Genomic DNA, 21,368 nt, shown 5'->3' on the forward strand with positions numbered 1-21,368 from the left:
CGACCTGTACTGACGTTTAGCCCGCGACGATGGTGCCGCGACCCGTACCGCTCAAAATGGCGCCGATCGAACCGGGCTCGGCGATGGAAAATACGATGATAGGCAGCAATGTCTCGCGGGCAAGCGCGAAAGCGGTCGCATCCATCACCTTGTAATTGCCCTCGACCGCCTGCGAATGGCTGAGGCGCTCGAAACGCGTCGCGGCCGGATCCTTCTTCGGATCGGCGCTGTAGACGCCATCAACATTGGTGGCTTTCAGCACCGCTTGGGCGCCGATTTCGGCGGCCCGCAGCACTGCCGTGGTATCGGTCGTGAAGTACGGATTGCCGGTGCCGCCGGCCAGCAGAACGATGCGGCCTTCGGACAGGCATTTATGCGCCGCGCTGCGGGTAAAGAGCTCGCAGACCTGCGGCATCACCATCGCCGACAGGGTCCGCGCCGGCACTGCGCGCCGCTCGATCGCGGCCTCCAGCGCCAGGCAATTCATTACAGTGGCCAGCATGCCCATGGTGTCGCCGGTCGGCCGCGACACCCCGCGCGCCGACACTTCCACGCCGCGGAAGATGTTGCCGCCGCCGACCACCACCGCAACCTCGACGCCGAGCTGCTGCGCTGCAATGAGGTCGCCGGCGATGCGGTCGATCGTGGGCTGGTCGATACCGAACGATTGGTCGCCGGCGAAATACTCGCCGGACAGCTTGATCACGACGCGACGATACAGCGGCTCACCCATGATGCGATCGCTTTCCTTCCGCGCGCGGCCACTCCCGGCATGACATGCCGGGAGGTCTTGTCCGATGGTTACTTCTGGCCGCTGGCGGCGGCGACTTCGGCGGCGAAGTCGGAGGTCTGCTTCTCGATGCCTTCGCCGAGCGCATAGCGCACGAAGCCGGCAACCTTGATCGGCGCGCCGACCTTGCCTTCGGCTTCCTTGACGGCCTGTGCGACCGACTTCGACGTGTCGTGGATGAATGCCTGATCGAGCAGGCACACTTCCTTGTAGTAGGTCTTCAGGCCGTTCTCGACGATCTTCTCGATCATCGCCTCGGGCTTGCCCTGCTGGCGGTACTTGTCGGCCATCACGTCCTTCTCGCGCGCCACGACGGCGGGATCGAGCGACGCCGAATCCAGCGCCTGCGGGTTGGCGGCAGCGACATGCATGGCGATCTGCTTGCCGAGCACAGCGAGCTCGTCGGTCTTGCCGGTGGATTCCAGCGCGACGATGATGCCCATCTTGCCGAGACCTTCGGTCACGGCGTTGTGCACGTAGCTGGAAACAACGCCGGCCGAGACTTCGAGCACGGCGGCGCGGCGCAGCGACATGTTCTCGCCGATGGTCGCAATCGCTTCGGTGATCGCGGTTTCGACGGTGACGTCGCCGACCTTGTGCGCCTTGATCGCATCGACATCGCCGCCGACCTTCAGCGCGACCTGGGCGATCATCTTGACCAGGCCCTGGAACTGCTCGTTGCGGGCGACGAAATCGGTCTCGGAATTGACTTCAACGACGACGCCCTTGGCGCCGGCGGTGACGACGCCGATCAGACCTTCCGCAGCGACGCGGTCAGCCTTCTTGGCGGCCTTGGAAAGACCCTTGGCGCGCAGCCAGTCGATCGACGCCTGCATGTCGCCGTCATTGGCGGCCAGTGCATTCTTGCAATCCATCATGCCGACGCCGGTGGTCTCGCGGAGGTCCTTGACCATCGCTGCAGTAATCGTTGCCATCGTTAAACCCTTTGCCTGTCAGTGCGCGCGTGGCGCAGCCAATGCTGCACGCCCCGCTTTGCCATCAGGAAACTATCGTGAGTGTGTGAACATGGAATTGTGGCCGGACGGGTGTCCGGCCACAAGACGCGTGTTGTTTATTCCGCTTCCGCGGTCATCGCCTTGGCCTGGGCAACCCAGCCATCGGCACGGGTCGGCAGGCCGACCTCTTCGCCGATCTTGTGCGCGGTATCGTGATCGAGCTCGGCCAGCTGCCAGAAGTGGAAGATGCCGAGGTCGTTGAACTTCTTCTCGATCGCACCGGACACGCCGGTGAGCTTCTTGAGGTCGTCGGCGGTGCCGCGCGGACCAGCCAGGCCCTGGAAGCCGACCGCTTCCGGCGCCGCAATGGCTTCCGGGATCGGGGCGGCGGAGGCGCCGATGTCGAAGCCGGAATCGCCCTGGGCGCGACCGATACCATCGATGACGGCGCGGGCGATCAGGTCGCAATACAGCGTCAGCGCACGGCCGGCGTCGTCATTGCCGGGAACCACATAGGTGATGCCCTTGGGGTCGCAGTTGGTGTCGACGATCGCCGCCACCGGGATGCCCAGACGCTGGGCTTCCTGGATCGCGATGTCTTCCTTGTTGGTGTCGATCACGAAGATCAGGTCGGGCAGACCGCCCATGTCCTTGATGCCACCGAGCGAACGGTCGAGCTTGTCGCGCTCGCGCTGCAGCGTCAGACGCTCCTTCTTGGTGTAGGCCGAGGCATCGCCGGAATTCAGCACTTCGTCGAGGTGGCGCAGGCGCTTGATCGAACCGGAAATGGTCTTCCAGTTGGTCAGCGTGCCGCCGAGCCAGCGAGAATTGACGAAGTACATCGCCGAACGCTTGGCAGCTTCCGCGACGACGTCCTGGGCCTGGCGCTTGGTGCCGACGAACAGGATGCGGCCGCCCTTGGCGACGGTGTCCGACACAGCCTGCAGCGCGCGGTGAAGCAGCGGCACGGTCTGGGCGAGATCGATGATGTGGATGTTGTTGCGCGCGCCGAAGATGTAATCAGCCATCTTCGGGTTCCAGCGGTGCGACTGGTGGCCGAAATGCACGCCGGCTTCGAGAAGCTGACGCATAGAAAATTCAGGGATCGCCATAGTTCTAATTCTCCGGTTGGTTCCTCCGGAAGCGTGTGAGCAATCAAGCGTTTAGGCAGGAAATCTGCTGTGAGGCCGGAATGCCACCGGACGGCCGCTAAGCCATGCTTCCGTGTGAGATGGCGCGGTATATAGCCGGATTCCCGGGATAAGCAAGGAAATCCGGCCACTTGCCGTCTCCTCGGGCACCTTTCTTGCGGATAGGATGCCGCACTGGACAGGCGCTTCAAAATTACCGTCCGAGGCCTCTGAGCGTAGAATTGGGCCGATTAGCCACCGCGATCAAGATCAAGCAGCTCCTTTGAGGGCAGTGACCATGGCAAAAACATCGTCAGAACAGCTTGTCGTGTGCCTCGACAACGAAGGCCACGCCGCCTCGTTGGAAGGGCGAAAGATTTATATCGCCCTCCCCGACCTGGAAGCCGACAAGAGCGGCTTGCTGCGGATCATCGATGAATCCGGCGAGGATTACCTCTATCCGAAGGCTTCGTTCGGTTCGATTGCCCTGCCGGCCCCCTGAAAAAGGTAGTGCTGGCGACTTGAACAGCGGAGATATCCGCATCGGATCTATCCCAGCCCCATCCAGACGGTCCGTCCATCCGCGAGTCCGTCATGGCTCAATTCGGCAAAACCCAGCTTTTTCCAGAACTGCATCCCGCCAGCGTTGGCCCGGTTGACCCCGACGTGGACGGCTTGGCCGCCATGCGCCGCTGCGATCGCGAGCCAGTCCTGCAGCAGCTTGGCTCCAACGCCTTGCCGCTGCAGGCGCGGCAGCAGGCTCGGCGCTGGTCGGGGGTCCATAACGCCATCTGGTCCTCTGCTGGAGCGGGATACTGCCGTCGCAGCGACGGCCACCAGTCCCGCTCGAGCTTCCGTTCCCAGGCGAGCGTGTCGACGGCGCCGACGACGAAGCCGGCCACGCCCTCCCGGTCCTCGACCACGAGCGCAAGTTCGGGCTCCAGCAGCGCATAGGGCGCCGAATAGATCAGCCCCATCAGCCTGGGGGCGTAATAGAGGTGCGACGCGTCGCCTCCTTCGAATCCTGTCGCCAGAGAGATCGCGTAGAGCGCGTCGAGATCGGCGGACTGGAACGGGCGGAAATTCGTCATGGACCTGAACGATTTAGTTTCCCGGACGCGGTGCGGCGCGAAGTGCCGCGCCGCAGATCCGGGATCCCGGTTTCGTCCATGCGGGCCCCCGGATCTGCGGAGCACCACGCCGCCAATTGGCGGCGCAGTGCACCGCGTCCGGGGAACGAACGAGCTCCATCACCCCTACAGCATCTCCACCTGCACCACGCCGGTGACCGCCTTGAGCGCGCCGGCGATCTGCGGCGAGACGCGGAAACGTCCGGGCAGCTTCATTTCCACCTCGGTCTCGAGGTTCAGCATCATCACCAGCGAGACCTCGCCCTCCCCGGCGCCGCCCGACGGCGCCGTCGGCTTCGGCGCCAGCACGCCACGGCCGGTCGGCGCTGCCGCCGGCGCGTCGCCCTGCAGCCGCTTGACGATGGAATCCAGCGGCTTGGTATCGCGCAGGAAGATGCGCAGGCCCTTCTGGGTCTTGGCGGCGGCGGCGTCGAGCGGTTCGGCGTGCAGCACGCGGGCGCGGACGTCCTCGCCCTGCAGCTCGGCGCCGAGCTGCATCAGCACGGCCGCGCCCGGCTCCAGCACGTCGCGGAAGGTGGCGAGGCCTTCGGAGAACATCACCGCCTCGAAATGCCCGGTCGGATCGGACAGGCCGAAGATGCCCATCTTGTTGCCGGTCTTGGTGCGCCGCTCCTGGCGCGACACCACGGTGGCGGCGACCTTGCCGGCGGTCGCGCCGCTCTTCACGGCGCGCGAAAACTCCGCCCAGGTCTGCACCCGCAGCCGCTTCAGCACGACGGCGTAATCGTCGAGCGGATGCCCGGACAGGAAGAAGCCGATGGCGTCGTATTCGCGGCGCAGCTTTTCGGACGGCAGCCAGTTGTCGATCTGCGGCAGCATGATGGTCGGCGCGTCCGCAGCACCGCCGAACATGTCGTTCTGCCCCACGGTGCTCGCCTCATGGCTGCGCTGGCAGGCCGACAGGATGGCATCGGCGCCGCCGAACACCCGCGCCCGGTTGGGGTCCAGCGTGTCGAAGGCGCCGGCCGCCGCGAGACTCTCGATGACCCGCTTGTTGATCGCTTTCGGATTGGCCCGCGCGGCAAAATCCGCCAGCGACGTGAACAGCCCATCCTTGCGGGACCCGACGATCAGCTCGACGGCGCTGCCGCCGACGCCCTTGAGGCCGGCCAGCGCGTAGAAGATGGTGTTCTCCGCCACTTCGAAAGTGGCGCCGGAGCGGTTGATGTTGGGCGCCTCGAGCCGGATGTCGAGCCGCTGCGCCTCGGCGCGAAATTCCGACAGCTTGTCGGTGTTGCTCATGTCCAGCGTCATCGACGCGGCGATGAACTCCACCGGATAATGCGCCTTCATGTAGGCGGTGTGATACGACACCAGCGCGTAGGCGGCCGCGTGCGATTTGTTGAAACCGTAGTCGGCGAACTTGGCGAGCAAGTCGAAGATCGTATTCGCCTGGTCCTTGCCGACACCGTTTTTGACCGAGCCCGCGACAAAGATCTCGCGCTGCTTTTCCATCTCGGCGCGGATCTTCTTGCCCATGGCGCGGCGCAACAGGTCGGCGTCGCCGAGCGAGTAGCCGGCCATCACCTGGGCGATCTGCATCACCTGTTCCTGGTAGATGATGACGCCGTAGGTTTCCTTGAGGATCGGCTCCAGCATCGGATGCAGGTACTCGGACTCCTCGTCCCCGTGCTTGCGCGCGCAATAGGTCGGGATGTTGGCCATCGGACCCGGCCGATACAGCGCCACCAGCGCGATGATGTCCTCGAACCTGTCCGGCCGCATGTCGACCAGCGCCCGCCGCATGCCCTGGCTTTCCAGCTGGAACACACCGACCACTTCGCCCTTGGCCAGCATCGCATAGGTGGCTGCGTCGTCGAGCGGCAGCGTCGCCAGATCGACATCGAGGTTGCGCTGCTTCAACAGCTTCACCGCGACGTCGAGCACGGTCAGCGTCTTCAGGCCGAGGAAGTCGAACTTCACCAGCCCCGCAGGCTCGACCCATTTCATGTTGAACTGGGTCACCGGCATGTCGGATTTAGGATCGCGATACATCGGCACCAGCTCGGACAGCGGGCGGTCGCCGATGACGATGCCGGCGGCGTGGGTCGAGGCGTGCCGCGTCAGGCCCTCGAGGCGCAGCGCGATATCGAAGGCACGCTTGACGATCGGGTCCTCGTCGCGAAACGCCTGCAGCTTCGGCTCGGACTCGATCGCCGCCTCCAGCGTCACCGGCGCCGCCGGATTCTGCGGTACCAGTTTGGTCAGCTTGTCGACCTGCCCGTAGGGCATCTGCAGCACGCGGCCGACGTCGCGCAGCACGCCGCGCGCCTGCAGCGTACCGAAGGTGATGATCTGCGCCACCTGGTCGCGCCCGTAGCGCTGCTGCACATAAGTGATGACCTCGCCGCGGCGGTCCTGGCAGAAGTCGATGTCGAAGTCGGGCATCGACACGCGCTCGGGATTGAGGAAGCGCTCGAACAGCAGTCCGAAGCGGAGCGGATCGAGGTCGGTGATGGTCATGACATAGGCGACCATCGAGCCCGCGCCCGAACCGCGGCCCGGCCCGACCGGAATGCCCTGCGACTTCGCCCACTTGATGAAGTCGGCCACGATCAGGAAGTAGCCGGCATAGTTCATGCGGGTGATGACGTTGAGCTCGAAATCGAGCCGCGCCCGGTAATCCTCTTCCGTCTTGCCCTGCGAGACGCCATGCACCTTGAGGCGCTGCCGCAGCCCTCCTCGGCCTGGCGCTTCAGCTCGGCGGCTTCCTCGCTTTCGGCGTCGGCGGCATTGGAGCCCGCTCCCACGGTGAAGCGCGGCAGAATCGGTTTCGCGTGCGCGGCCGGAACGCGCAGCGCTCGGCGATCTCCACCGTGGAGGCCAGCGCCTCCGGCAGGTCGGCGAACAGAACCGCCATCTCGGCGCGGGTCTTGAAGCGGTGGTCGGCGGTCAGCTGCTCGCGTTCGGTATCGGCGATCAGCTTGCCGCCGGCGATGCACAGCAGGGCATCATGGGCCTCGTAATCGTCGGCGGCGGCGAAATACGGCTCGTTGGTGGCCACGAGCGGCAAGCCCCGGGAATAGGCCAGATCGATCAGGCCGGCCTCGGCGCGGCGTTCCTTGTCGACCCCGTGGCGCTGCAATTCGATATACAGCCGGTCGCCGAATTTAGCGGCTAGCCGGTCGCAGCGCGCGGCGGCGAGCGCCGCCTGGTCGGCATTGAACGCCAGCGCCAGCGGCCCTTCCGGGCCGCCGGTCAGCAGGATCAGGTCCTCGGTCTCGCCGTCGAACCAGTCGAACTTGATATGCGGCGCCTCGTGGGTCGGGGTCTCCATGAAGGCCCGGGAATTCAGCTTCATCAAGCTGCGGTAACCGCGCTCCCGCGTCGCCAGTAGCACGACCCGCGACGGCGCCATGGCATGGCGCGCGTTCGGATCCTGATCGCCGAAATCCACCGCCATTTCGCAGCCGACGATCGGCTGGATGCCGTAGCTCACCAGCTTCTCGGAGAATTCCAGCGCCCCGAACATGTTGTCGGTGTCGGTCAGCGCCAGCGCCGGCTGGTGGTCGGCCTTGGCCAGATCCGCCAGCTTCTGGATCTTGATCGAGCCCTTCAGCAGCGAATAGGCCGAATGCACGTGGAGATGGACGAAACCGGCATTGGACGCGGCTGCGGGCTTTTGGCTCATGGTCTGGCGATCATCGACTCGAGGGATAGCGGCAGCCGCAGGGCCGACTCGCTGAGCCATGGTGATGGCTGGGCGCCGGGCTGTCCACGCGAAACCGGCGCCGTGGGCGAAGCGTCCCCGTTATCCCGTCGGCGGTCGTGCCGGCCCGTGTCAGAGCTGCGGAATGACCTGCGCCCAGACTGCAATCATGCCGATGAACAGCACGATCGACGCCAATGCCGCAGCTTCCTCAACGAATGTCTTCAACATGTCAGCCTCCGGAATCATAAGGAACATATGAAGAACATTGTTCTCATTTCGTTCCCGGAGTCAACGATCGCCAGACGCGCTCCGCGGCGAAGCTTAACGAAACGTTTCCGGTTCGTTTCCGTCCACAAAAGCGCGGCAACGAAACGCGGGGATGTGAGTTGACGAATGCCGGTTCCCCCGGCTTGGTATGTCTAGTAGCCACACAGGCCGGCGGTCGAGTCGGCAGGAGAATATGATGCGCGCAGCCCTCTTTGCCTTGATGGCCATCGGAACGCTTTCGGCCGTCGATATCGCCCCCGCGGAAGCGCGCGACTATCCGTTCTGCATGCGCACGCGCTTCGATACGGACCAGTGCACCTTCAGCAATTTTGCCCAGTGCCAGGCAACCGCGAGCGGCCTTGGCCTGACCTGCTTCCAGAATCCGGCGCTGGCCTACAATCGGCAATATGACGATGAGCAGCCGGCTCCGCGCCGCCGTCACCGCCAGCACCGCGCCTATTGAGACGCGGCGGTCGGGCGGGAGACTCAGTCCAGCTCGACCACGTGGCCGTTTTCCAGCGTCACCCGGCGATCCATCCGTCCGGCCAGCGCCATGTTGTGGGTGACGATCAGCATCGCCACCCGGGTTGCCTTGACCAGCTGCATCAGCGCCTGAAACACATGATCTGCGGTGTGCGGATCGAGATTGCCGGTGGGCTCGTCCGCGAACAGCACCTTCGGCGCATTGGCGACCGCGCGGGCGATGGCGACGCGCTGCTGCTCGCCGCCTGACAATTCCGAGGGCCGGTGGGTGATGCGGTCTGCAAGCCCGAGATAGGCCAGGATTTCGGTCGCCCGCTTCACTGTCTCCGCGCGCTTCAGCCCCCGGATCATCTGCGGCAGCATGACGTTTTCCAGCGCGCTGAATTCCGGCAGCAGGCGGTGCGACTGGTAGACGAAGCCGATGTCGGTGCGCCGGATCTGGGTGCGCTCGGCGTCCGACAGCCCCGACGTGGCGGTGCCGCCCACATAGACCTCGCCCTCGTCCGGGCTCTCCAGCAGGCCGGCGATATGCAGCAGGGTCGACTTGCCCGAGCCGGACGGCGCCACCAGCGCCACCGACTGCCCGGCCCACAGCGCCAGCTTGGCGCCATCGAGGATGGTCAGGTGGGCCTCGCCCTGGGTGTAGGTGCGGCGGATATCGTGAAGATAAACCACCGGCACGTCTTCTGCGCCCTGCGCCATGTCAGCCATCTCTACTCGTACCTCAGCGCGTCGACCGGATCGAGCCGTGCGGCCCGCCAGGACGGGTACAGCGTGGCGAGGAACGACAGCGTCAGCGCCATGACGACCACCGCGCTGGTCTCGCCGACGTCGATCTCGGCCGGCAGCTTGGACAGGAAATACAGCTCCGGCGAAAACAGTTCGGTGGACGTCATCCAGGAGATGAACTGCCGGATCGATTCGATGTTGGTGCAAACCAGCAGGCCGACCACGAGGCCGGACAGCGTGCCGACCACGCCGATCGCCGCGCCGGTGATCAGGAAGATCCGCATGATCGAGCCCTGCGAGGCGCCCATGGTGCGCAGGATGGCGATGTCGCTGCCCTTGTCCTTCACCAGCATGATCAGACCGGAGACGATATTGAGCGCCGCCACCAGCACGATCATGGTCAGGATCAGGAACATGACGTTGCGCTCGACCTGCAGAGCATTGAAGAAGGTCGAGTTGCGCTGCCGCCAGTCGACCAAATAGATCGGGCGTCCGGCCGCCTCGGTGACGCTCTTGCGGTACTCGTCGATCTTGTCGGGATTGGTGGTGAAGACCTCGATCGAGGTGACATCGGAGGCGCGGTTGAAATAGGCCTGCGCCTCGGTCAGCGGCATGAACACGAAGGTGCCGTCATATTCCGACATGCCGATCTCGAACACCGCCGCGATCCGGTACGGCTTGATCCGCGGCGTGGTGCCCATCGGGGTGATCGCCCCCTTCGGCGCCACCAGCGTGATGCTGTCACCGGCGTGCAGCGACAGCTGATCCGCCAGCCGACGGCCGATGGCCACACCCTGCCCCTCGTCGAAATTTTCCAGCGTGCCCTGTTTGATGTTCTTGGCAATCGAGGTCAGGTTGGTGAGGTCGGCGGAGCGGATGCCGCGCACGAACACGCCGGAGGCATTGAAGGGCGACGACGCCAGCGCTTGGCCGTCCACCACCGGCACCGCCAGCCGCACGCCGCTGACGCCGCTGATGCGGTCGGCGACGTCCTTCCAGTCGGTCAGCGGGCTTTCCAGCGGCTGCACCAGAAGATGGCCGTTGAGGCCGAGGATCTTGTCCAGCAGCTCCTTGCGAAAGCCGTTCATGACCGCCATCACGATGATCAGCGTGGCGACGCCGAGCAGGATGCCGAGAAACGAAAACCCGGCGATCACCGAGATGAATCCCTCCTTGCGCCGGGCGCGCAGATAGCGCCCCGACAGCAGCCATTCGAAGGCCGCAAAGGGTGGAGTTCGCACTGGGTCGGTCATGACATCATCCATTGGTCGAACTTCACCACGATTCGGGCTAATTCGGGTCGCGCGATCGCACCACGGCGGCCGGTCGGTGGATAAGTGATCAGGACGCCAGCTTGGCGACCGCCTCGGACAGGCTGATGTTCTCGCGCGATCCGTCGCTGCGCCGCTTCAGCTCGATCTTGCCTTCGGCCAGGCCCTTGGGGCCGACCAGGATCTGCCAGGGCACGCCGATCAGGTCGGCGGTGGCGAACTTGCCGCCGGCGCGCTGGTCGGTGTCGTCGTACAGGACCTCGACGCCCTTCGCCTCAAGCTCGCGGTACAGCTGTTCGCAGGCGGCATCGGTCTCCGGGGCGCCCTGCTTTAGGTTCAGGATCGACACCTTGAACGGCGCCACCGCCTCCGGCCACTTGATACCGTTCTCGTCATGACAGGCCTCGATGATCGCGCCCACAAGCCGCGACACGCCGACGCCGTAGGAGCCGCCGTGGATCGCCGTCTCGGCGCCGTCGGGACCGGCCACCAGCGCCTTCATGGCGTCGGAATACTTGGTGCCGAAGTAGAAGATCTGGCCGACTTCGATGCCGCGGGTGTGCACCTTCTTGGCGTCCGGCACTTCGGCAAAGCGCGCCGCATCATGGACGTCCTCGGTGGCCGCGTAGAGTGACGTCCACTGCTCGATGATCGGGCTGAGATCCGCATTGTAGTCGACGTCATCTGATGGCACCGGCAGCTCGAGCACGTCGCTGTTGCAATAGACGGCGGATTCGCCGGTCTCGGCCAGCACGATGAATTCGTGGGAATGGTCGCCGCCGATCGGCCCGGTCTCGGCGCGCATCGGGATCGCCTTCAGCCCCATCCGCGCGAAGCTGCGCAGGTAGGCCACGAACATCTGGTTGTAGCTGTGCTTGGCGGCGGCCTCGTCGATGTCGAAGGAATAGCCGTCCTTCATGAAGAATTCCCGGCCGCGCATCACGCCGAAGCGCGGACGCTGCTCGTCGCGGAATTTCCACTGGATGTGATAGAGGTTGAGCGGCAGGCTCTTGTACGACTTCACATAGCCGCGGAAGATCTCGGTGATCATTTCCTCGTTGGTCGGCCCGTACAGCAGTTCGCGCTTGTGGCGGTCGGTGATGCGCAGCATCTCCGGGCCGTAGGCGTCGTACCGGCCGCTCTCGCGCCAGAGGTCGGCGAGCTGCAGCGTCGGCATCAGGAGCTCGATGGCGCCGGCGCGGTTCTGCTCCTCGCGCACGATCTGCTCGATCTTCCTGAGCACCCGCAGGCCCAGCGGCAGCCAGGCATAGATGCCCGCCGCCTCCTGCCGCATCATGCCCGCGCGCAGCATCAGCCGGTGCGAGACGATCTCGGCTTCCTTGGGCGTTTCCTTGAGAATGGGCAGAAAATAGCGCGACAATCGCATGGGTACGCTCAAGAATCGGAGGGACGGGATGATGCGGGAGTGAAACCGGATCGGCTGTCAAAACACAAGGGCGGCCGCCGCGGCGAGAAGAGACGAACATCGCTTTGAGCCGACAAACTGGGCTTAATTGGTACCGTCGCCGCTGCGGCGCCCGGTGCAACCATGAGCATCCAATCCCTCCGGGTCTGCGCACGAAATGCAACCGTTAATGGCATGCGGCAGGGCCATCCTAGCATTGCCTCAATTTTGAACAAACGCTGCCGAAATAGATGACAAACAAAAAAAGATCGGCTACGACTCGAAGCTCAGGCGGTCTGCAAGGACAAAGTCTGGTGGTCCAAGTCTCGGGAGGAGCCCTGACGCGCACAAGCAGCGTCGCCCCATAAATCAAGGATAAATCCAAAAATTCTGGGGGAATAGGGTCGACACAATTTTCCGAGCAGGGCTGTGGCCCTGCTCTTTTTTTCGAGATTTTTTGAGAAGCTCCGCGCCCTGCTTTTCATCAGCGCGCCTGCGAGTTGACAAGCCGGCCCCCCGCGCCGCGATCGGATTTGACTCGAATAGAGGCTGCGTTACGCTGCGAAGACGCGATGCCGCGCTTCGGGATGGGGCATGACCTTTCGCATTGTCTTGGTGCTGGCTTGGTTCATGGCGGTCTGTCCGCCGCTTTCGGCACAGACATCGCCATCCAGTTTCGAGACCGCGGTACGGTCGCGCGGCACCCCCGATATTCCCGGATTGAATATGGTCTGGCTGACGCCGTGGGGCGATCTTGCCAATGCCCGCGAGTGGCGCAACATCGTGGTGCATCAGAGCGAAGGCGCGGCCGGCTCGGCCTTCCGCAGCGCGGTTGCGCAGATGCAGCGCCCCAATCGCCGCGGCACCACCATCTGGGTCGAGACCGACGGCACCGTGTACTGGGCGGTGGCGGAATTCGCCGTGCCGAACCACCTGCGCGACGGCAATCGCAACGACAACAAGTTCATCGACAACTCATCGACCTTCCAGCAGATCGACAACGACAGTTCGATCGGCGTCGAATTCGTCGGCAACTATCCAAACGTGCGTCGACCGGTCACCGAGGCGCAGACCGCGGCATGGCGCATGCTGGTCCGCGTGCTGCAGACCCGCTACGACATCCCTTCTGAGCGGGTGTTCGCCCACAACTGGATCGACTTCAAGGATCTGCGCTATTGCGAGGGCTGCGAGCTGGCCCGGCTGGCGCGCACCCAGGACATCCAGACCGCGACGCGCGTCAAAAGCGACCAGTGATCCCCTACAGCGGGATGCCCATCAGCTTCGACAGCCGCTCGATGTTGAAATAGTCCATGCGATAGCAATACATGCCGGCGCCGAACAACACCGCCGAGATGACCGTGGTCCACAGCAGCTTCCTGCCCATCCGGGTGATCACCGGCGCGCCGGGATCGGTGCCGTCGGTGCCCTCGCCGTCCTCGTGCTGGCTGCGCACGCCGAACGGCAGCGTCAGGAACAGCACGATCCACCAGATGACGAAGTAGATCGCAAGACCGGTTGAGATCGCATAGGCCATCAGGATTGCTCGATCTCGACCAGCGCGCCGGAGAAATCCTTCGGATGCAGGAACAGCACTGGCTTGCCGTGGGCACCGATCTTGGGCTCGCCATTGCCGAGCACGCGCGCGCCCTCGGCGACCAGCGTGTCGCGCGCCTTGAGGATATCAGGCACCTCGTAGCAGATGTGGTGGATGCCGCCGTCGGGATTGCGCTCGATGAACTTCGCGATCGGCGAGGCGTCGCCAAGCGGCTGGATGAACTCGATCTTGGTATTCGGCAAGGTGGCGAACACCGTGATGACGCCGTGCTCGGGCAGCGGCACCGCTGCGGAAATCTCGGCGCCGAAGGCGGTGCCATAGATTTTCGCGGCCTTCTCGGCGTCGGCGACCGCGATGGCCACGTGATTGAGTCGACCCAGCATCGTCCCTCCGCCGTTACTCTAGACCGTCAGGATGTGAACGTAGCACAGCGTCTTCTTGCCCCAGTGCTCGGACACGCAGGAGCGCACCGCGCGGCGGATCGATTCCGCCATGGCATCGGGGTCGCGCTTGCGCGCCTTGGGCAGGTTCTCGACGGTGTTCACCACGACGTCGAACACGATGTCGTCGATCAGCTCGCCCTTGACGTTCTTCTCGGGGATGCCGACCAGATCCAGTTCGGGATCGTTGACGAGGTCGCCCTTCTCGCTCACGGCAATAGCGATGAAGGCGCAGCCGGCGAACGACAGCCGCTTGCGCTCGGTCACCGCGCGCGACTTGGAATCCTCGAGGATGGCGCCGTCCTTGTAGAGCCGGCCCGACGGCAACTGGTCGATCACCGCGGAGTCGCCGGGTCCGAGCCGCACCAGGTCGCCGGCCTTGACGATCATGGTCTTCGGCACGCCGCAGGCACGCGCCAGCTTGGCGTGCTCATGCAGATGCAGCGCTTCGCCGTGGACCGGGATCAAGAGCTGCGGACGGACCCACGAGATCATGTCGCGCAGCTCGTCGCGGCGCGGATGGCCGGAGACGTGCACCAGATGGGTGCGGTCGGTGATGACCTCGACGCCCTGGGTGACCAGGCCGTTGATGATGGTGCCGACCGACTTCTCGTTGCCCGGAATGGTGCGCGACGAGAAGATCACCGTGTCGCCCTTGTTGAGGGTGACCTGCGGATGATCCGAGTTGGCGATGCGCGACAATGCGGCGCGCGGTTCGCCTTGGCTGCCGGTGCACAGCGCGACAACCTTGTCGGCGGGGAAATGGCCGTAGTAGTCGGCGCTGCGGAAGGCGCGGACGCCCTCGAGATAGCCGGTCTCGCGCGCCACCTGGACCACACGTTCCATGGCACGGCCGACCACGACGACCTCGCGGCCGGACGCCTCGGCGGCATCGGCCACGGCGCGCAGCCGGGCGACGTTGGAGGCGAAGGTGGTGACGGCGACGCGGCCCTTGGCGGCCTTCATCAGCTCGGTGATGGTCTTGGCGACTTCCATCTCGGAGGGCGAGCGCCCTTCCCTGACGGCATTGGTGGAATCGCCGATCAGCGCCAGCACGCCCTGGTCGCCGAGCTCGCGCAGGCGGCGTTCGTCGGTGGGCTTGCCGATGATCGGGGTCGGATCGATCTTCCAGTCGCCGGTGTGCAGCACGGTGCCGACCGAGGTGTGGATGGCGAGCGCGTGGGATTCCGGAATCGAATGCGCGACGGGGATGAATTCGACGCTGAACGGACCGAGCTGGATGGTGCCGCCCGACGGCACCACGGTGACCGGGATCTTCGGCGGGTTGCGCTCGCTGGCGCATTTGGCCGCGAACAGAGAGGCACTGAACTGGGTCGCGTAGATCGGGCATTTCAGCTTCGGCCACAGGTCGATGATGGCGCCGAAATGATCTTCATGGGCGTGGGTCAGCACCAGGCCGACGAGGTTCTTCTTTTCCTTTTCCAGGAACTTGATGTCGGGCATCACCAGGTCGATGCCTGGCAGGTGCTCCTCGTCGCCAAAGTAGACGCCGAGATCGACCGCCAGCCAGCTGCGCTGGTTGCCCTTGCCGAGCCCGTAGATCGACAGGTTCATGCCGATCTCGCCAACACCGCCAAGCGATGCAAAAGTCAATTCGTCGGGTCGCGTCATCTCACGCCGCTCCAACCGACGCTGTCGGTCCAAAAAGACATCGCCCGCCGCGATCGGCAGGCGCTTGCCTTCGGCCGTCCTGACAATCAGGCAGCCTGCTTCATCAATCGTGTCGAACGTGCCGGTGACCGTGGAGCCGCCGGACTGGATCGACACGGGCTCACCGAGCCCCGCCGCACGCTCCAGCCACTTCCTGCAGATCTCGCCGAAGCCGCGGCCGTTGTCCCAGATCCCGCGGAATTCAGCCCAGGAATCCGACAGCGCGCCGAACAACTCCTCCGCCCCGATATGGACACCCAGAGCTGCAAGCGAAGTCGCGGGATACGGCGTTCCCTCGGGATAAGCAACAACATTGGTGCCGATGCCCACCACAACGGCGAGCCGGCCATCCGCAACGGCTTCCGCCTCTAGCAGGATACCGACAATCTTGGCTCCTCCCGCCAGGACGTCGTTCGGCCATTTCAGCTTGAATGCGAGGCCTTCGGCGCCGCCGCGCAGCCGCGTCTCGAGGCTGACATGGTCGAGCGCAGCGCCTATCGCGAGACTGGCCGCGAAGCCCAGGGTGGCGGCGACCGGCGGGACCACGTCGAGCAGTTCGAGGACCGAATTGTACAGGTTCCCCGGCGGCGCGCTCCAGGCGCGCTGGCGGCGCCCCCGCCCCGACGTCTGCGTGCGGGCGACAAACCAGGTCGGAGTGCGTTCGCCCTGGCGCGCGCGCTCCATCGCTTCCGTATTGGTGGAGCCGACCTCATCGAAGACGGCAACCTTGTAGCCCGCCGCGGCGGCCCGCGGCCCTAGCACGAACGCCATCTAGAACAGCGACTTCGCTGCGAAGCTGGCGGCGCTGACCAGTGGGGCGGGATAGACAAAGAAGAGCACGTTAAAGATGCCGGCGACCGCCAGCACGGTGCGCAGTTCGAACCGCATGGGGTCGAGCTTGGTGCCCGGCTCGTCGAAATACATGATCTTGACGATCATCAGGTAGTAATAGCACCCGACCACGCTGGCCAGCACGCCGACCACGGCCAGCGTGAACAGGCCGGCCTCGATGGCGGCGACGAAGACATAGAACTTGCCGAAGAACCCGGCCAGCGGCGGCACGCCGGCCAGCGAAAACAGGAACATGGCGAACAGGAACGCGAGCGCCGGATTGGTGCGCGACAGGCCGGCGAAGTCCTTGATGGTCTCGATCGGCTTGCCGTCGCGCTTGATGGCCAGGATGATGGCGAAGGTGCCGAGCGTCATCGCCACGTAGATGGCGATATAGACCAGCACGCCCTGCGCACCCTCGACCGTTCCGGCGGCAAGGCCGACAAGCGCAAAGCCCATGTGGCCGATCGACGAATAGGCCATCAGGCGCTTGATGTTGGTCTGGCCGATGGCGGCGAACGAGCCGAGCACCATGGAGGCGATCGAGACGAACACCACGATCTGCTGCCACTGGGTCATGATGCCCGGGAATGCGGTCAGCGCCACGCGGGTGAATACCGCCAGCGCGGCCACCTTCGGCGCCGAGGCGAAGAACGCGGTGACCGGGGTCGGCGCGCCCTCATAGACGTCCGGCGTCCACATGTGGAACGGCACCGCCGAGACCTTGAAGCACAGGCCGGCGAGCAGGAACACGAGGCCGAACACCAGGCCGGTGCTGCCGGTGGTCGCCGCAGCGGCGATGCCGGTGAAGGTCACGGTGCCCGTGAAACCGTAGATTAGCGAGGCGCCGTAGAGCAGCATGCCCGACGACAGCGCGCCGAGCACGAAATACTTCAGGCCGGCTTCGGTGGACTTGGCATTGTCGCGGTTCGAGGCGGCGACGACATAGAGCGCGAGGCTCATCAGTTCGAGGCCGAGATACAGCATGATCAGGTCGCCGGCCGAGATCAGCACCATCATGCCGACGGTCGAGAGCAGCACCAGGATCGAATATTCGAAGATCCGGCGCGACGGGTCCGCGAGGAATTCGCGCGACAGGATCAGCGTCACCGCCGATCCGACCAGCGACAGGATCTTCAGGAAGCGCGCGAAATCGTCGACGATGAAGCTGCCGCCGAAGGTCACCAGCTTGCCGGCCGGCAGCAACAGCTCCAGCGCGCCGACGATGGCCAGCAGGCACACGGCCAGTCCGGTGATGAGGCCGGTCATGGCCGGGCCGCGGTAGGCGCCGATCATCAGCAGCACCATGCTGCCGACCGCCAGCACAAGCTCGGGCAATACGGGCAGCAACGAATATCCGGCGGTCTCAAAAGTCATTGCGCGTTGTCCTGACCTGCTGCGTTCATGGCAGCAGCGCGGCTGCCTTCACGGCAGTGGTTGCAGCGGCGTAGTTGTTGACGAGGAGTTGCACCGAGGCCGCCGACATGTCGAGAACCGGCTTCGGATAGACCCCGAACAGAATGGTGAGAATGACCAGCGGGACCATGATCAGGCCTTCGCGGAAGGTGATGTCCTTGATCCCCTGCAGCGCCGGCTTGGTCAGCGCGCCGAACACCACCTTGCGGTACAGCCACAGAGCGTAGGCCGCCGACAGGATGACGCCGAGCGTGGCCACGGTGGCGGTGGGGACGCTGGTCTTGAAGGTGCCGATCAGGGTCAGGAACTCACCGACAAAGCCGGAAGTGCCGGGCAGACCGACATTGGCCATGGTGAACACCATGAAGATCAGCGAGTAGAGCGGCATCCGGTTGACCAGGCCGCCATAGGCGGCGATCTCGCGGGTGTGCAGCCGATCGTAGACGATGCCGACCGAGAGGAACAGCGCGCCAGACACGATGCCGTGCGAGACCATCTGGAACACCGCACCGGCGACGCCCTGGGTGGTGCCGGCGAAGATGCCCATGGTCACGAAGCCCATATGGGCGACCGACGAATAGGCAATCAGCTTCTTGATGTCTTCCTGCATCAGCGCCACCAGCGAGGTGTAGACGATGGCGACGGCCGACAGCGTGAAGATCAGCGGCGTGAAGTAGACGGAGGCTTCCGGGAACATCGGCAGCGAGAAGCGCAGGAAGCCGTAGCCGCCCATCTTCAGCATGATCGCCGCCAGCACCACCGAGCCCGCGGTGGGCGCCTCGACGTGGGCGTCCGGCAGCCAGGTGTGCACCGGCCACATCGGCATCTTGACCGCGAACGAGGCGAAGAACGCCAGCCAGGCCCAGGTCTGCAGGCTACGCGGCACCGCCGTGTGCATCAGCGTCGGGATGTCGGTGGTCCCCGCATTCCAGTACAGCGCCATGATCGCCAGCAGCATCAGGACGGAGCCCAGGAACGTGTAGAGGAAGAACTTGAACGATGCGTAGACCCGGCGCGGGCCGCCCCACACGCCGATGATCAGGAACATCGGGATCAGGCCGCCTTCGAAGAACAGATAGAACAGCACCAGATCCAGCGACGAGAAGGTGCCGATCATCAGCGTTTCCAGGATCAGGAACGCCATCATGTATTCGCGCACGCGCTTGGTGATCGATTTCCACGACGCCAGGATGCAGAACGGCATCAGCGCAGTGGTCAGGATCACGAACGGCAGCGAGATGCCGTCCACGCCCATGTGGTAGGTGATCGTGTTGGCGAGCCACGGCGCCTTCTCGACGAACTGGAAGTCGCCGTTAGCGGCATCGAAGCGCAGCACCAGGATCAGCGACACCGCGAAGGTGATCAGCGTGGTCCACAGCGAGATCCAGCGCGCATTGCCCTGCGCCGCCTCGTCGTCGCCGCGGCTGAGATAGATCAGGATCGCGCCGACGGTCGGCAGGAAGGTGACGACGGACAGGATGGGCCAGGTCATGACGGAAGCCGACGACATCAATGGCCTCCCAAGCCGAATATGAACCAGGTGATCAGCCCGGCGACGCCGATCAGCATCGCGAAGGCGTAGTGATAGAGGTAGCCGGTCTGCAGCTTGACGACACCGCGGGTGATGTCGATGACGCGCGATGAGACGCCGTCGGGACCGAGCCCGTCGATGATCATGCCGTCACCCTTCTTCCACAGGAAGCGGCCGAGCCACTTGGCAGGACGGACGAAGATGACGTCATAGAGTTCGTCGAAGTACCACTTGTTGAGCAGGAACTGGTAGAGCATCCCGTGCTGCTTGGCGAGTTCGACCGGCAGATAGGGCCTGCGGATGTAGAACATCCAGGACACCAGGAAGCCGCCCGCCATCATCACCGTCGGCAGATAGGCGATCCCCGCCGGGATGTGGTGCATCTCTTCGATGATATGCGGATGCATCTTCAGCGACTCCTGAAGAACTCCTCGATGCCGTGGCCGGCGAACAGTTCCTTGAACGGGAAACCCGCGAGGATCGAACCGGCCGCCAGCACGCCGAGCGGCACCAGCATCACATAGGGCGCCTCGTGGGCGAGATCGTAGTGCTTCTTGTCGTGCGGCTCGCCGTGGAAGGTCTTGAAGATCAGCCGCCATGAATAGAACGACGTCAGGCCGGCGGCGACCACCGTCATCAGGAAGCCGTAGAAGGCGAACGGATTGTGCGAGACGAAGGCGGCCTCGATGATGGCGTCCTTGGAGAAATAGCCGGCGGTCAGCGGGAAGCCGGTCAGCGCCAGCGTGCCCACCACCATCATGGCATAGGTGAAGGGGATCTTGTCCTTCAGCCCGCCCATGTTGCGGATGTCCTGCTCGTGATGCATCGCGTAGATCACCGAGCCCGAGCCCAGGAACAGCAGCGCCTTGAAGAAGGCGTGCGTGAACAGATGGAACATGGCGACCGAATAGGCCCCTGCCCCCAGCGCCACGAACATGTAGCCGAGCTGCGAACAGGTCGAATAGGCGACGATGCGCTTGATGTCGTTCTGCACCAGGCCGACGGTGGCGGCGAAGAACGCGGTGGTGGCGCCGACCAGCATGACGACGGCCTGGGCATTGGGCGCCAGTTCGAACAGCGGCGACAGGCGTGCCACCATGAACACGCCGGCGGTGACCATGGTCGCGGCGTGGATCAGCGCCGACACCGGGGTCGGGCCTTCCATGGCGTCCGGCAGCCAGGTGTGCAGCAGGAACTGGGCCGACTTGCCCATGGCGCCCATGAACAGCAGCAGGCAGGTCAGGGTCAGGGCGTCGGCATGCCAGCCGAAGAAGTCGATGGTCTTGCCGGTCAGCCCGGGGGCCGCGGCGAAGATGGTGTCAAAATCGGTCGAGCCGACCAGCATGAAGATGGCGAAGATGCCGAGCGAGAAGCCGAAGTCGCCGACCCGGTTGACCACGAAGGCCTTGATGGCGGCGGCGTTGGCCGTGGGTTTCTGGTACCAGAAGCCGATCAGCAGGTAGCTGGCGAGACCGACGCCTTCCCAGCCGAAGAACAGCTGCACCAGGTTGTCGGCGGTCACCAGCATCAGCATGGCGAATGTGAACAGCGACAGATAGGCCATAAAGCGCGGCCGGTTCGGATCGTCTTCCATGTAGCCGATGGAATACAGGTGCACGAGCGACGACACCGTGGTGACGACGACGAGCATCACGGCCGTCAGCGTATCGACGCGCAGCGTCCAGGCAATCTGCAGGTCGCCGGAATTGATCCACGGCATCAGCACGATGCGGGCATCGTGATGCAGGAAGCCGACATCGACAAAGGTCATCCAGGACAGGCCGGCCGAGATCAGCAGCAGCGCGGTGGTGACCAGCTCGGCAGCGCGTGAGCCCGCAGCCGCCGGCTCGACGGCGTGATGGTCGTCGTGGCCATGGGCATCGGCCCCGTGATCGTCATGGGCGTGTGCCGCATGGGCGTCGCCATGACCATGACCGTGGTCGTCGTGGTGGTCCATTTCGTCGCCGCTCGGGTTGCGCGCATGCGCGCCCGAAATGGCGATCAGGCCCGCAATAAGCGCACCGATCAGCGGCAGGAAAACGAGAGCCTGGATCATAGTAGTGCCTTGTTAAGTGGCATGATCTGATCGG

At 64.5% G+C, this 21,368-nt stretch carries 15 protein-coding genes and 3 pseudogenes; 3 read left to right on the forward strand and 15 right to left on the reverse strand.

Translation table 11 applies throughout. The features are described from left to right. Positions 1–16: 16 nt before the first annotated feature. The 3 genes from pyrH to ONR75_RS19770 form a co-directional block, all read right to left on the reverse strand. Entirely contained in the window at positions 17–733 is a 717-nt protein-coding gene (gene pyrH / locus ONR75_RS19760; RefSeq protein ID WP_265078758.1) for a UMP kinase, read from the reverse strand. 68 nt (positions 734–801) lie between these two features. Next, entirely contained in the window at positions 802–1,725 is a 924-nt protein-coding gene (tsf, locus tag ONR75_RS19765) for a translation elongation factor Ts (protein WP_265078759.1), read from the reverse strand. A gap of 137 nt (positions 1,726–1,862) precedes the next feature. Continuing rightward, entirely contained in the window at positions 1,863–2,858 is a 996-nt protein-coding gene (locus ONR75_RS19770; protein WP_265078760.1) for a 30S ribosomal protein S2, read from the reverse strand. A gap of 316 nt (positions 2,859–3,174) precedes the next feature. Here ONR75_RS19770 and ONR75_RS19775 point away from each other — a divergent pair, with 316 nt between their 5' ends. Then, a complete protein-coding gene (locus tag ONR75_RS19775) occupies positions 3,175–3,378 on the forward strand; it encodes a hypothetical protein (protein WP_265078761.1) in 204 nt (67 codons plus the stop codon). 47 nt (positions 3,379–3,425) lie between these two features. On the opposite strand, the gene ONR75_RS19780 is transcribed toward ONR75_RS19775, so the two are convergent. Beyond that, positions 3,426–3,659: a GNAT family N-acetyltransferase gene (locus tag ONR75_RS19780; RefSeq protein ID WP_265078762.1), complete on the reverse strand. Its 234-nt coding sequence runs from the start codon at positions 3,657–3,659 to the stop codon at positions 3,426–3,428. A 473-nt stretch (positions 3,660–4,132) separates the two neighbouring features. Further along, positions 4,133–7,658 (reverse strand): annotated as a pseudogene (gene dnaE, locus ONR75_RS19785) (DNA polymerase III subunit alpha). A gap of 484 nt (positions 7,659–8,142) precedes the next feature. Here dnaE and ONR75_RS19790 point away from each other — a divergent pair. Then, the gene (locus tag ONR75_RS19790; protein WP_265078763.1) at positions 8,143–8,409 is read left to right on the forward strand and encodes a DUF3551 domain-containing protein; all 267 of its coding nucleotides are present in this window, start codon (positions 8,143–8,145) and stop codon (positions 8,407–8,409) included. Positions 8,410–8,432: 23 nt separating this feature from the next. Here ONR75_RS19790 and ONR75_RS19795 read toward each other — a convergent pair whose 3' ends face one another. From ONR75_RS19795 to proS, 3 genes are all read right to left on the reverse strand, one after another. Continuing rightward, entirely contained in the window at positions 8,433–9,131 is a 699-nt protein-coding gene (locus tag ONR75_RS19795; RefSeq protein ID WP_265083736.1) for an ABC transporter ATP-binding protein, read from the reverse strand. 11 nt (positions 9,132–9,142) lie between these two features. After that, positions 9,143–10,411: a lipoprotein-releasing ABC transporter permease subunit gene (locus ONR75_RS19800; protein ID WP_413776370.1), complete on the reverse strand. Its 1,269-nt coding sequence runs from the start codon at positions 10,409–10,411 to the stop codon at positions 9,143–9,145. Between the two features lie 88 nt (positions 10,412–10,499). Continuing rightward, complete coding sequence (proS, locus tag ONR75_RS19805) at positions 10,500–11,816, reverse strand: proline--tRNA ligase (RefSeq protein ID WP_265078765.1); 1,317 nt, start codon at positions 11,814–11,816, stop codon at positions 10,500–10,502. A gap of 612 nt (positions 11,817–12,428) precedes the next feature. Between proS and ONR75_RS19810 the strand changes: the two genes are divergently transcribed. After that, positions 12,429–13,088 carry an N-acetylmuramoyl-L-alanine amidase gene (locus tag ONR75_RS19810; protein WP_265078766.1) on the forward strand — a complete coding sequence of 220 codons (660 nt, stop codon included), beginning with the start codon at positions 12,429–12,431 and terminating at the stop codon, positions 13,086–13,088. A gap of 4 nt (positions 13,089–13,092) precedes the next feature. On the opposite strand, the gene ONR75_RS19815 is transcribed toward ONR75_RS19810, so the two are convergent. From ONR75_RS19815 to nuoL, 7 genes and pseudogenes are all read right to left on the reverse strand, one after another. Continuing rightward, entirely contained in the window at positions 13,093–13,368 is a 276-nt protein-coding gene (locus tag ONR75_RS19815) for a DUF1467 family protein (RefSeq protein WP_265078767.1), read from the reverse strand. Then, positions 13,368–13,772, reverse strand: coding sequence for a methylmalonyl-CoA epimerase (gene mce, locus ONR75_RS19820; RefSeq protein ID WP_265078768.1), 405 nt, complete (start codon positions 13,770–13,772; stop codon positions 13,368–13,370). The genes ONR75_RS19815 and mce overlap by 1 nt, the downstream gene beginning before the upstream one ends. A gap of 18 nt (positions 13,773–13,790) precedes the next feature. Further along, positions 13,791–15,461 carry a ribonuclease J gene (locus ONR75_RS19825; protein ID WP_265083737.1) on the reverse strand — a complete coding sequence of 557 codons (1,671 nt, stop codon included), beginning with the start codon at positions 15,459–15,461 and terminating at the stop codon, positions 13,791–13,793. Between the two features lie 90 nt (positions 15,462–15,551). After that, a pseudogene (locus tag ONR75_RS19830) lies at positions 15,552–16,271 on the reverse strand (biotin--[acetyl-CoA-carboxylase] ligase); the annotation flags it as partial. Then, positions 16,272–17,708: an NADH-quinone oxidoreductase subunit NuoN gene (gene nuoN / locus ONR75_RS19835; protein ID WP_265078769.1), complete on the reverse strand. Its 1,437-nt coding sequence runs from the start codon at positions 17,706–17,708 to the stop codon at positions 16,272–16,274. 25 nt (positions 17,709–17,733) lie between these two features. Then, complete coding sequence (locus ONR75_RS19840; RefSeq protein ID WP_413776371.1) at positions 17,734–19,239, reverse strand: NADH-quinone oxidoreductase subunit M; 1,506 nt, start codon at positions 19,237–19,239, stop codon at positions 17,734–17,736. Positions 19,240–19,256: 17 nt separating this feature from the next. Continuing rightward, positions 19,257–21,334: pseudogene (gene nuoL, locus ONR75_RS19845) on the reverse strand (NADH-quinone oxidoreductase subunit L). Between the last annotated feature and the right edge of the window lie 34 nt (positions 21,335–21,368).

This window comes from Rhodopseudomonas sp. P2A-2r (genome assembly GCF_026015985.1).
GTDB lineage: Bacteria > Pseudomonadota > Alphaproteobacteria > Rhizobiales > Xanthobacteraceae > Tardiphaga.

Coding starts and splice junctions, on each gene's coding strand:
- nuoN (WP_265078769.1), bottom strand. CDS start 17,708: ATGACTTTTGAGACCGCCGGATATTCGTTGCTGCCCGTATTGCCCGAG.
- proS (WP_265078765.1), bottom strand. CDS start 11,816: ATGCGATTGTCGCGCTATTTTCTGCCCATTCTCAAGGAAACGCCCAAG.
- ONR75_RS19790 (WP_265078763.1), top strand. CDS start 8,143: ATGCGCGCAGCCCTCTTTGCCTTGATGGCCATCGGAACGCTTTCGGCC.
- ONR75_RS19815 (WP_265078767.1), bottom strand. CDS start 13,368: ATGGCCTATGCGATCTCAACCGGTCTTGCGATCTACTTCGTCATCTGG.
- ONR75_RS19840 (WP_413776371.1), bottom strand. CDS start 19,239: ATGACCTGGCCCATCCTGTCCGTCGTCACCTTCCTGCCGACCGTCGGC.
- ONR75_RS19825 (WP_265083737.1), bottom strand. CDS start 15,461: ATGACGCGACCCGACGAATTGACTTTTGCATCGCTTGGCGGTGTTGGC.
- tsf (WP_265078759.1), bottom strand. CDS start 1,725: ATGGCAACGATTACTGCAGCGATGGTCAAGGACCTCCGCGAGACCACC.
- ONR75_RS19800 (WP_413776370.1), bottom strand. CDS start 10,411: ATGACCGACCCAGTGCGAACTCCACCCTTTGCGGCCTTCGAATGGCTG.
- mce (WP_265078768.1), bottom strand. CDS start 13,772: ATGCTGGGTCGACTCAATCACGTGGCCATCGCGGTCGCCGACGCCGAG.
- ONR75_RS19770 (WP_265078760.1), bottom strand. CDS start 2,858: ATGGCGATCCCTGAATTTTCTATGCGTCAGCTTCTCGAAGCCGGCGTG.
- ONR75_RS19810 (WP_265078766.1), top strand. CDS start 12,429: ATGACCTTTCGCATTGTCTTGGTGCTGGCTTGGTTCATGGCGGTCTGT.
- ONR75_RS19795 (WP_265083736.1), bottom strand. CDS start 9,131: ATGGCGCAGGGCGCAGAAGACGTGCCGGTGGTTTATCTTCACGATATC.
- ONR75_RS19775 (WP_265078761.1), top strand. CDS start 3,175: ATGGCAAAAACATCGTCAGAACAGCTTGTCGTGTGCCTCGACAACGAA.
- ONR75_RS19780 (WP_265078762.1), bottom strand. CDS start 3,659: ATGGACCCCCGACCAGCGCCGAGCCTGCTGCCGCGCCTGCAGCGGCAA.
- pyrH (WP_265078758.1), bottom strand. CDS start 733: ATGGGTGAGCCGCTGTATCGTCGCGTCGTGATCAAGCTGTCCGGCGAG.